The 11,730-nt window shown below is 39.2% G+C and carries 12 protein-coding genes and 2 pseudogenes; 9 read left to right on the top strand and 5 right to left on the bottom strand.

The features are described from left to right. Positions 1–173 precede the first annotated feature (173 nt). The 7 genes from FTT84_RS06010 to alr all read left to right on the top strand — a co-directional run bounded on the left by FTT84_RS06010 (position 174) and on the right by alr (position 5,767). Entirely contained in the window at positions 174–836 is a 663-nt protein-coding gene (locus FTT84_RS06010) for an IS1595-like element ISAcra1 family transposase (protein ID WP_004783898.1), read from the top strand. A gap of 88 nt (positions 837–924) precedes the next feature. Then, positions 925–1,716 (top strand): DUF3142 domain-containing protein, encoded by a 792-nt coding sequence (locus FTT84_RS06005; protein WP_257223367.1) that lies wholly within the window; start codon positions 925–927, stop codon positions 1,714–1,716. A 165-nt stretch (positions 1,717–1,881) separates the two neighbouring features. Beyond that, the gene (rpsF, locus tag FTT84_RS06000; RefSeq protein WP_004696436.1) at positions 1,882–2,268 is read left to right on the top strand and encodes a 30S ribosomal protein S6; all 387 of its coding nucleotides are present in this window, start codon (positions 1,882–1,884) and stop codon (positions 2,266–2,268) included. Between the two features lie 12 nt (positions 2,269–2,280). After that, positions 2,281–2,508, top strand: a complete 228-nt coding sequence (gene rpsR / locus FTT84_RS05995) for a 30S ribosomal protein S18 (RefSeq protein ID WP_004278792.1) — start codon at positions 2,281–2,283, stop codon at positions 2,506–2,508. Between the two features lie 9 nt (positions 2,509–2,517). Further along, complete coding sequence (rplI, locus tag FTT84_RS05990) at positions 2,518–2,964, top strand: 50S ribosomal protein L9 (RefSeq protein WP_067767320.1); 447 nt, start codon at positions 2,518–2,520, stop codon at positions 2,962–2,964. Between the two features lie 238 nt (positions 2,965–3,202). Continuing rightward, a complete protein-coding gene (gene dnaB / locus FTT84_RS05985; protein ID WP_180080440.1) occupies positions 3,203–4,645 on the top strand; it encodes a replicative DNA helicase in 1,443 nt (480 codons plus the stop codon). A 48-nt stretch (positions 4,646–4,693) separates the two neighbouring features. Further along, on the top strand, positions 4,694–5,767 hold the full coding sequence (alr, locus tag FTT84_RS05980) for an alanine racemase (protein WP_180080438.1): 1,074 nt from the start codon (positions 4,694–4,696) through the stop codon (positions 5,765–5,767). 47 nt (positions 5,768–5,814) lie between these two features. Here the strand turns inward: alr and FTT84_RS05975 are convergent, their stop codons facing one another. The 5 genes and pseudogenes from FTT84_RS05975 to FTT84_RS05955 all read right to left on the bottom strand — a co-directional run. Continuing rightward, positions 5,815–6,237 (bottom strand): BLUF domain-containing protein, encoded by a 423-nt coding sequence (locus tag FTT84_RS05975; RefSeq protein WP_180080436.1) that lies wholly within the window; start codon positions 6,235–6,237, stop codon positions 5,815–5,817. Positions 6,238–6,335: 98 nt separating this feature from the next. Further along, entirely contained in the window at positions 6,336–7,070 is a 735-nt protein-coding gene (locus tag FTT84_RS05970; protein ID WP_180080432.1) for a proteasome-type protease, read from the bottom strand. An 18-nt stretch (positions 7,071–7,088) separates the two neighbouring features. Beyond that, complete coding sequence (locus FTT84_RS05965) at positions 7,089–7,868, bottom strand: transglutaminase family protein (protein WP_180080430.1); 780 nt, start codon at positions 7,866–7,868, stop codon at positions 7,089–7,091. Then, entirely contained in the window at positions 7,865–8,467 is a 603-nt protein-coding gene (locus FTT84_RS05960) for an alpha-E domain-containing protein (protein ID WP_067767336.1), read from the bottom strand. Before FTT84_RS05960 ends, FTT84_RS05965 begins: the two co-directional genes overlap by 4 nt. 25 nt (positions 8,468–8,492) lie before the next feature. Then, a pseudogene (locus tag FTT84_RS05955) lies at positions 8,493–9,926 on the bottom strand (circularly permuted type 2 ATP-grasp protein); the annotation flags it as partial. Between the two features lie 380 nt (positions 9,927–10,306). Between FTT84_RS05955 and FTT84_RS05950 the strand changes: the two are divergent. Both FTT84_RS05950 and FTT84_RS05945 read left to right on the top strand, forming a co-directional pair. Continuing rightward, positions 10,307–11,311, top strand: coding sequence for a YafY family protein (locus FTT84_RS05950; RefSeq protein ID WP_067767341.1), 1,005 nt, complete (start codon positions 10,307–10,309; stop codon positions 11,309–11,311). 315 nt (positions 11,312–11,626) lie between these two features. Beyond that, positions 11,627–11,730: pseudogene (locus FTT84_RS05945) on the top strand (IS1 family transposase); the annotation flags it as partial.

Genomic DNA, 11,730 nt, shown 5'->3' with positions numbered 1-11,730 from the left:
CAGAAAACTAAATTAACGGCTTATGCACTATTTCGTGCGATACAATGTTATGCACCTAGTGGCATCAATGAGTGTCAAGATTCAGATGTTGCTAAACCTTTTCGTAAATAATGGTATGACCAAATAAAACGTGAGGCTCTAGACTAGCAAAATGATTATGTTAGTCTAGAATCATGATAGAAAACAGTAAATTAAGTCACTACAAGATTAAAAAAATTATTCAATGCTTTTGTGTTGATATTCCTGCTTCCAAAACAGCCTTATTACTCAATTTAAATCGTAATACGATTAACTATTGGTACATGCTTTTTAGAGAAACTATCTATGATCATCAAACAGATTTAAGAGCTAAGTTTGTTGGTTCAATAGAAGTAGATGAAAGCTATTTTGGAGCGAAAAGGCAACGTGGGTTTCATGGAAAGTTAAAGCGTGGTCGTGGGACTCTAAAACAGCCAGTATTTGGAATATTCGAACGTAATGGGCGCGTCTATACTGAAATCGTACCTGACTGTAAAATGAAGACTTTACAAGAGGTTATCATTGGTAAAGTTTCACTTGAGAGTGTGATTTATAGTGATGGATGGCGTGGCTATAATGGTCTTGTTGATGTGGGTTATTCAAAGCATTTTAGGGTAAATCACGGAGCAAATGAGTTTGCTAGAGGAGAATGTCATATAAATGGAATAGAATCATTTTGGAGCTTTTGTAAAAGAAGGCTAGCAAAGTTTAACGGCATATCAAAAGAGTACTTTGATTATCATCTTAAAGAAACTGAATGGCGTTGGATGAGGGAACCTAATGAGTTAGCAACTGAGCTGTGGAACCTCATTAGGTAAAATTAAGTGTAAATCTGCTAGTCTAGAGCCAACGTGATTATCCTGATACAGGCTGAGCAAAATCATTAAAATATTATTGGTAAAATTTATGCCAAAACATGTAGCACGATTTTTAATAAACATTTGTGCCTTGTTATGCATGAGCGTATTGCTATGTGCTTGCAGCCCGCAACAAACAACATCCAAAGACTTAGAACCACATAAAGCATCAACAACTAATAAAACAATTGTAGATGCTGCGGATTACTCAAGTTTTTGGATTTGGGGAAATATCAGCAGTGCAACATACTTACAGCAAGCCAAAGAACTTTATATTTTACAAGGTGAAATCAATTGGAATCGGGCCGAAAATCGATCGGAGCTTAAGCCTCAAGGGATCTCTATCCTAAAAAAGCCTAATCAAAATATTTGGTTGGTTGTACGTAGCCATCATTTAAATTGGTCAACATATAATATTCAACAAATTATTCAGCGGCTGAATCAATGGAAAAGCCAAGGCAATCAAATACAAGGTCTGCAGATCGATTTTGATGCACGCACCCAAAATATTCAGCAATATGCCGAATTTCTTGCAAAGTTTAGACAGCATTTACCTAAACACTATCGTTTAAGTATTACAGGCTTATTAGATTGGACAAATGTACGCAATCAATCCACCCTCGCACTACTTCGACACAATATTGACGAAATTGCGATTCAAACTTATCAAGGCTCAACGACCATTCCAAATTATGCGAGTTACTTAGCTAAAATTTCACAACTAAAATTGCCTTATAAAATTGGTGTAGTACAACATGGGAAGTGGCAAGCTCACTCCCATTTAATAAAAGATTCAAATTTCAAAGGCTATATTGTGTTTTTACTTCGCCAGCCGAATTGAACTAATCCTGAAATTAATTAGGGCTTTTTTATTGAATACCTTGTATTTCAATCTTAAACGCTCTAAAATTCAGGCTTCGCAAATTAATGCGACACAACTTTGGTTGTGACTCCTTGCTTCAACTTAATTATAGGTTGGGGCTGCCTAAACCGTAAGGAGCTGACAATGCGTCACTACGAAATCGTACTATTGGTACATCCAGACCAAAGCGATCAAGTTGTGGGTATGGTAGAACGTTACCTAACTCACATCAAAGAAGCTGAAGGTCAAATCCACCGTCTTGAAGACTGGGGCCGTCGCCAATTGGCTTACCCAATCAACAAGATCCACAAAGCTCACTACATTCTTATGAATGTTGAGTGTGGTCAAACTACTCTTGATGAGCTAGAAGAATTGTTCCGTTACAACGATGCAATCATTCGTAGCCTTATCATCCGTCGTGAAAACGCTATCACTGAAGAGTCACTATTGGCTAAGAGTGCTGAAGAAAAACGTGCGCGTAAAGCTCAACGTGAAGAAGCACAACAAGCTCAAGACTCTGCTGAAGCATAAGGAGAACATAACATGGCACGTTTTTACCGTCGTCGCAAGTTCTGCCGCTTTACAGCTGAGAACGTTACGTACATCGACTACAAAGATATCGACACTTTAAAACAGTACATCACTGAAAACGGCAAGATTGTTCCTAGCCGTATTACAGGTACTAAAGCTCGTTACCAACGTCAATTAGCGTTAGCTATTAAACAAGCTCGCTACTTGTCTTTGATCCCTTACACTGACAATCATAAGTGAGGTTGAGCTGTGGATATTATCTTATTACAACGTATTAAAAACCTAGGTAAACTAGGTGATAAAGTATCTGTTAAAGCTGGTTACGGCCGTAACTTCCTTATCCCTCAAGGTAAGGCTGTTGCTGCAACTGAAGCTAACACTGCTGCTTTTGAAGCTCGTCGTGCTGAACTTGAGAAACAAGAAGCTGAAGTATTAGCTTCTGCTCAAGCTCGTGCTGACCAATTGAACGAAGTTAACATCGTTATCACTGCTAAAGCTGGTGACGAAGGTAAACTATTCGGTTCAATCGGTACTCGCGACATCGCAGACGCATTGACTAATGCTGGTCTTGTTGTAGACCGTGCAGAAGTTCGTTTACCAAATGGTGCGCTTCGCAACACTGGTGAATTCAACATCGCAATCCAATTGCATCATGATGTTGTTGCTGAAGTTCTCGTTACTATCGTAGCTGAGTAATTTCCTGCAAAAAAAAGAGCATGCCTTGGCATGCTCTTTTTTTATCTGTATAAAAAATATTAAGCAAATTATTGTTTTTCAAGTCTTCATCCAATGTATGAAATCATGGTTTAATCGGAAATAGTTGTTTCGCAATTGCGGATAAAACGCCTATTATTTCGGTTGTATGAAGCGTTGAAACAACATTTTTCAACCCCACTTTTTACCGCATCCAGTGAATTGATCATCAGGGATTTTTATGTCACAGGCGAATGCCAACAGCAAGCAAAATTCAACTTCAGCAGCAAAACCGACTGAACAAGGTCAGCTGAAAGAGTTTCGTACCCCACCCCATAATCTTGCCATTGAACAAGCTGTACTAGCCGCACTTATGACTGTGGCTGAGTCTTTTGAGCAAGTGGGTGATGTGCTGACAGAAGCTGATTTTTATGCAACACGACATAAATATATTTTCCGAGCCATCGATCAATTATCGAAAGACAATTCACCGTATGATGCTGTGCTGGTCAATGACTGGCTAATTAAACAAAACCTACTTGATGCTGCTGGTGGTGAAGAATATCTGATGCAATTGATGTCAGATTCCCCTTCAAGTTTCTATAACATTGAAACGTATGCAGCCAAAATTAAAGAGTTCTCAACCTTACGTAATATGATTAAGGTCAGCTCTGAAATTTTACAAAATGCCTATGACACCAAAGGTCGCACAGTTAGTGAAATTTTAGACTTAGCTGAAACCAATATTTTCTCTATTGCTGAACAACACAATAACAACGCCAAAGCCCAAGGGCCGAAAGCGATTAACTCAGTTGTTGCTAGTGTTTTTGATAAGTTAAATGAACTATCACAAACGGAAGGCAGTATTACCGGTTTAACCACTGGCTTCGTTGAACTCGATAATAAAACTTCAGGTATGCAAGCAGGCGATTTAATTATTGTTGCCGCACGTCCATCGATGGGTAAAACGACTTTCGCCATGAACTTGGTTGAAAGTGTATTGTTTAACAATAACTTACCCGCTCTGGTTTATTCAATGGAGATGCCAGCCGACTCCATTGCGATGCGTTTAATTTCCTCCTTTGGTCGTGTACATCAAGGGCATTTACGTGCCGGTAAAATGGATGCAGATGAATGGTCTAAAGTGACCAGTACCATCGTGCATTTACAAGAAAAGAACTTATACATTGATGACTCCTCAGCGCTACCGCCAACGGAAGTACGTGCTCGTGCTCGCCGTATTGCAAAAATGCATGGTGGTAAGCTCGGTTGCATCATGGTCGATTACTTACAGTTAATGAAAGTCCCAGGTATGGGTGATAACCGTGTCGGTGAGATCTCGGAAATTTCACGAAGCCTCAAAGCCTTAGCAAAAGAAATGAACTGCCCTGTTATTGCGCTGTCGCAGTTGAACCGATCACTGGAAAACCGTCCAAATAAACGTCCAGTCATGTCAGACTTACGTGAATCTGGTGCGATCGAGCAGGATGCCGATTTGATCATGTTTATTTACCGTGACGAGGTATATAACAAAGAGTCAAAAGAAGCTGGTACAGCAGAAATTATTATTGGTAAACAACGTAACGGCCCAATTGGCTCTGTTCGTCTAGCCTTTGAAGGCCAATATACCAAATTTAGTAACCTCTCTCCTGAGTTTTATGCTCAGTATGATGATGAAGAGTAAAGACACTTCATCATCAATTATCTCATCGACCCTGTAGGAGTATTTAGGGTGCGCCAAGCTACAGTTTATATTGATCAAGAAGCACTTCAATATAATTTAAACCGTGTCAAACAACTTGCCCCAACTGCTAAAATTGTAAGCATGGTAAAAGCCAATGCTTATGGACATGGAGTTAAAGACTGCTTAGCAGCCTTAAAAGACAGTGATGCCTTTGGTGTTGCCTGCCTAGAAGAAGCCTTAGAAATTCGTGAACTTGGTTATGAACAGCCAATTACACTGATTGAAGGGATTTTTTCAGATGATGAAATGCAAATCGTCATCGATAAAAAAATTGAATGTGTCGTGCACCACCAACAACAATTGGATTGGTTACGTGCCCATAAAGAAGCCTATATTACTCAAGGCTTAAAAGTTTGGATCAAACTAAACAGCGGTATGAACCGCCTTGGTTTTAAAGTCCCTGAAATTATTGAAGTGATTAATTCACTTAAAGCCGAAGGCTTTACTTGTGTTCTGGCAATGCATTTTGCTAATGCGGATGCAGAAAACCACCCTTTGAATGATCAACAGCGTGATCAATTCTTACAGGTGAAAGAAGCATGTGCACCGATTATGGGTTCTTGCTGTAATTCAGCGGCGATTTTTAAATGGCCTGAATTAAACTTTGATTTTGTTCGCCCGGGTATCATGCTGTATGGTGCAACACCATTTGCAGACAAGACTGTTGCTGAACTAGATCTAAAACCTGTAATGACATTTACTGCTGAAATTATTGCTTTAAATACCATTCAAGCCGGTGAGTCTGTTGGTTATGGCTCGACGTTTATTGCTGAACAAGAAATGCAACTCGCTATCGTTTCTATTGGCTATGGCGATGGATATCCTCGTGCTTTCCCGAAACAAAACTATGTTTCGATTAACGGGCAACAAACACGTGTAATTGGTCGTGTAGCGATGGACATGATCGCTATTGATGTAACTCATATCAATGCACCGATTGGTACAGAAGTTGAACTATGGGGCAAAGAGCGCTTAGTCGACGATGTAGCTGAAGCTAATGGTACGATTGGATACGAATTACTTTGCCGTATGAGTGCACGTCCTGTCCGCAAACTGGCATAAATGAATCATGCTTAAAAAAGCCCAGAATCTGTTCTGGGCTTTTTTATTTAAGCAGCCTCATCAGGCTGTGCATCATACAAATACGCTACAAATGCTTCTACCTGATCAGGATTTAAAGCAAATGGCCTAAATTTATCCTGCCCTTGTTCATGCAAATACTGAAGCGCATGGCTGCTTCTGCTAACATATTTCATCGACCAGTCTGTAAAATGTGTTTGATCAATGGTCTTTAATCCATAGATCATAATCTCCCGATGTCGAGAATCTTTTCGCAGCTTTTCCACAAGCAACTCAAGCACTGGATCTTCACCTTCCAAACACTGAAAAAAGTAGCCATCTGCGTAGTACAGCACCCCTGTAATTGCGTTGCGATAGTTAAAATCCCGTGCTTCACTGAGTATATTTCTTAAATCTTCCAGCAATGTTATAGAAGATGATGTTGAACAGCTTACATAACAGAGTTGCTTCATGATTAAACTGCCCTCATCTTTATTTATCCCGAAAAAAAACTGCATTGGAACTATCGGATTCTAATACAGTTTTAACATAGCATTAGTCAGTAAATAAATTAATTAAAATAATCTTCTGTCGGTTTAGCCAATTCAATTAGTCCCTGCCGCAACGCTTCAGACCAACCTTTGCTGATCATTGTGAAGTAAGAATCTTCTTCATAAATACGTTTGCCATTTGGCATTTCAAGGCTATCTTTTTTATAGATCAACGCATCTAAAGGCATTCCAACTGATACATTTGAGCGAATTGTTGAATCAAAAGAAATTAAACTACATCGCATTGCCTCATCTAGGGGCATATCGTATCGCAACGTCCGATCTAAAATCGGTTTTCCATATTTACTTTCACCAATTTGGAAATAAGGCGTATCTGATGTAGCACAAATAAAATTACCTTGCGGGTAAATGTTATAAAGCTGCATTTCTGCACCCTGAATTTGCCCACCGACCAATAAGCTACAATAGTAATTACTCTGTTCAAGCGTATCTGAGGTTACATCGGCAATCACCTTTTTTAAGGTATGCCCAACCAATTCAGCCACTTCGAACATGGTATTTACACTGTATAAATTTGGCTCTTGCTTCACTTCAAGTTGATTTTTTAAATGTCCGATGACCGCTTGTGTTGTCGCTAAATTACCCGAGGTTTGTATGGCAATAAAACGCTCGCCAGGCACCCCAAAAGTATATAATTTACGAAAAACAGAAATATGATCAACACCTGCATTGGTACGTGTATCACTAATAAATACCATGCCATCCTGTAAACGTAATGCACAACAATAAGTCATCTTTTTCCCTCTAAATGATTAACAGCCCAACACCTGAACAATTGAGTTCATTGACTCAACGCCGCCTTTATCACGTACACCGCGTACAGGAGCTACATCCCAGTAATCCCGTCCAACAGCAACATAAATGTGTGATTGTGGTGTAAACAACTGATTACTTGTATCAAAACAATACCATGTATCATCTAAATACGCTTCTACCCATGCATGACTCGCAAGGTGAGCCGTATGTGGTACATATAAATAACCTGATACATAACGTGCAGGAATACCTAAATATTTACACATCGCTATCATGACATGGCTATGATCTTGACATACCCCCTGACGACGCTGAAAAGCCTCAATAGCTGACGTATGTACAGACGTTTGATTTGAGACATAAGGAATATGCTCCAAAATTGCCTCAGATAAACGAATGAGGTTGGCACGATTGATTCTAGGCACATAACAATCGGCGAAACTTTTCATGTCTGTATCACACATGGTGCTTAAAGTAGGCTGTAAAAAGAGATTTGGATTGAGGTCATCCTGTACCCCATCAGGCTTATTGGGATTCATTTCCACAATTCCTTGCGCCATGATGGTCATCTGCTGATATGGCTTACGTTGAGTTGTGGTCAACCACACATTACGAAATGCATCCAGTTTCATTTCACGCACGCCTGGTACACTCACATCCCAATGTTTGACACATTGATGTGAATTGGTTGATGGCGTCATTTTGATGTATTGAATACTGCTATTTACCAGATCACTGTAAAAATAATGTGTTTGATGGTTAACCATTAATTTCATATATTCACCTCAAATAGGTTTTGAATATAGTCACTAAAATGATAAAAATTTTGACTATTTGGCTCAGCTTTTAATTTTAACCATGCGTCATCTAAACTATCCCAACCTTGTGAAACTAATGCACTCACAATATGTTCAATTTTAGATAGTGTCGTTTGCGTATCCTGATGCATACGAAGTTGACGATCAAATTGTTCTAAGCACTGCCCCAAACTAAAAAATAAAAATACATCTTCAGATTCAGTTTCTAAAACCTCTTGGCATTCATTGACAACATCACAGATATAACCAGGATTATCACTGGCATTTCGAATAAGCTGATTCAATTCCGCATAACTTTTTGCAGAAAGCACTCCACGCAAGTCCTGAATATTGCCACGCGCACATTCAAATTGACTGGAAAATGATGCTGGCTGTTCTGGATTCAAAACCAGCTCATTGAGAGAAGCCGCATCAAAAGCAGGTAAGCAAAATGCATGCGCATAATTGACAGCATCATCAGACGTTTGAAACGGGAATAAACTGCATAAATATTGTGTACGCGTTAAATAACGGCCTAACCAAAAAATATGTTCAGCGTTACTATTTAATAAAATCATCGTGTTGCTCCTTATTTTGGAGTTCTTATGAGCGTAAATCGTCTACGACCCATGTATCCTTAATGCCGCCACCTTGCGATGAATTCACGACCAGTGAACCTGCTTGCATTGCGACACGCGTCAAACCACCTGGCACAATTTCAGTACGATACGGAGAGCTCAATACAAACGGTCGAAGATCAATATGACGTTCTGAAATACCTGCCTCACACAAAGTCGGGCTGACAGACAAATCCAATGTCGGTTGGGCAATATATAAATGTGGTGCTGCAGCGACTTTATCTTTAAATAGATTCACTTCTTGTGCTGATGCTTGTGGGCCAATCAGCATGCCATAACCACCCGAACCCTGTGCTTCTTTCACCACAAGTTGCTCCATGTTGGCCAAAACATAATCTAAATCATGCTGCTCGCGACACTGATAGGTTGGCACATTCTTTAAAATAGCTTTTTCACCTAAATAGAAATGAATCATTTTATCGACATACGGATAAATCGATTTATCATCTGCAACGCCCGTACCCGGCGCATTGGCAATAACCACATTATGTTGCATATAAGCTGACATGAGTCCTGCTACACCCAATGTACTGTCAGGTTTAAAACATAACGGGTCAAGAAAAGCATCATCCACACGACGATAAATTACATGAACTTGTTGTCGACCTTTGACTGTTTTCACATAAACCTTATCGTTTTCTACATAAAGGTCACGTGATGTCACTAAGGGAACACCCATCTCTCTTGCCAAAAACGCATGTTCATAATAAGCACTGTTATAGCGACCGGGTGTTAAGACAACAATAAACGGATTATCTACATAAGCATTCTCAGCTAAAATTTCACGCAGTAACTGCGGGTACTGCTCAATACCCATGATATTGCTTTGCTGACACAGCTCAGGCATTAATTTTTGACTGATTTTGCGGCTTTCTAACATATAAGACACACCCGATGGGGTTCTTAAATTATCTTCTAGTACGTAAAATTCGCCTTTATTGTCACGAATAATATCAATTCCACTGATTTGGCTATAAATTTTGCCCTTTAAAGAATGCTTATACATTTGTGGTTGATAGGCTTCATGGGTTAACACTTGTAGTTCAGAAATAATCCCCGCTTTTAAAATATCTTGCTGATGATAAACATCATGTAAAAATAAATTTAACGCCTTTATCCGCTGCGCACAGCCCAAAGCTAAATTATTCCATTCTTTACGTGCCATCACACGTGGAATTAAATCGTAAGGAATCGTACGCTCTATACCTTCATCTTCACCATAAACCGTAAAAGTAATACCCTCATAAAGAAAATGTTGTTTCGCCACTTGATTTAGCTGTTTGAGCTCTTCCAAAGTATGATGTGATAACCACTGTTCAAGTTGTTGGGCAGTTGTAGTACTCAATGCCTTGTTGTCACGTATTTCATTAAAAAAATTTGAATTGAGTTGATCAAACAGCGCATACCCTCGTGCTACTGGTGATGTTCTTAGTGCAAGTGCTGTCGTAAAATGACCGCCAAGCTCCACCCCCAAACCCTCAATTCCATCCGAAGTTGTATTACGGTTCTCTTTCAGCATAGCAACTCCACGTTTCTTGTAATCTATTGTAAATAAGATTAAGCAATAAACATGCCACGGCATTACACACAGCTCATCTGTTTATTTATGCATCAAATTCAGTAAGGGGTACAGCATCAAACTGCTCAAGATGTTTCTAAATGCTTTAGCAGCGTCAAAGCTTATTTTTTAATTTCAAGACTTGCGAAACACATGAAGATTCCATATTGTGTCCAACAGCATCATTTTATTCATTTCAAGATCAGTTCAAGTTTGAGATTATGTCTTCACAAGAAAAAGAAACGTCGAATAGCCTCTATCGCCAGTGGCAAATTCTTTCACGATTATCCACAGGTAAGTGGATGGGAACACGTGAACTACAGGAAATCCTAAATCGCGAAGGCATTGATATTAGCCTGCGCACCATCCAACGTGATTTAAATCAAATTTCGCTTCGCTTCCCTATTGAAAGCAGTAAAACCACACCTCAAGGCTGGCGTTGGCGCTCAGATGCTCCAATTCAGAGTTTGCCGCATATGACTAGTTCGCAAGCGGTTACATTCATGATGGTAGAAGAACATCTCAAACATTTACTACCACCGAGTCTCATTGAAGAGATGAATCCTTGGTTCGATTTGGCACGTCGTAGCCTCTCTTCTCAAAATAATGTACGCCAATGGATTAACCGTGTCCGTATCGTTCCTGCAACACAACCCTCCATTCCTCCGGTGGTTGATAAAGCATCACAACAAGCGATTTATGAAGGCTTATTACAAGACAAACAATTGGAATGTATTTATCAAGGTCGTGGTCAACAAAGTGAAGAAAAAACCTATATTCTCAACCCTTTAGCTTTGGTCCAAAAAGGTGCGATTATTTATTTAGTGTGCACACGACATGATAAAACTGACATTCAAACCTTTGCCCTGCACCGTTTTAAGTCAGCGACTGTATTAAATTCACGTGCGCTACATCCTGTTGATTTTGATATAGATGGCTATATTGACTCTGGCGCACTGGGTTTCCGCGTAGACTTCAATAAACCGACTGAAATGATTCAATTAAAATTGACCATGTCTGAACGTGATGCGTTGTATTTTGAAGAAAGCCAACTCAGTAAGGATCAAACCATTTATAAAAATGAATTCGGTTTAGCTGAAGTTAGTGCAACTGTGCCCTTTACATCTCAATTGGTCTGGTGGTTACGCAGTTTCGGTAAAAAATTGAAAAAAATTGAACCTGAAGAAGTTTCAATTGTTGTACAACAGATAAATGAAGAAGACTAAACTTTGAACCGTTTTAGTTTTACAGCGGTTTAGCCTTAATTTAGAAGAAAATCACATCAATAATCTTCTTTTTACTTAAAAAGAAAAAGTCCCAAATATGGGACTGTCTAATTTTTTAGAATATTGTTGTGATTATTGTGGTTAATGCCATTTGGAACTAGTGCATAAGGCTCTGCTGAAGACCTTATGCCATAGCACGAATTTCTCATGGTTCGTATAAATTAAGACTGACATAAGCAAGCTAAGTCTGAATTATGGTGGTGTATCAAAAAGTATGCTAAAAAAAAGCAGGTTGAATTTTGATAAAATAGAGAAATGCAAATAACTCTAGAAATCAAATGTCCAACCTGCCTCAGTGACAGTATAAAGAAAAATGGCATCAAAGTAGATGGGAAACAGAACTACCAATGCAAAGACTG

Origin of the sequence: Acinetobacter sp. YH01019 (assembly GCF_013420285.1) — a bacterium.
Taxonomy (GTDB): Bacteria; Pseudomonadota; Gammaproteobacteria; order Pseudomonadales; family Moraxellaceae; genus Acinetobacter; species Acinetobacter gandensis.
Note: the sequence above shows the minus strand (reverse complement) of the source record. Positions and strands in the feature narration are given on the sequence as shown.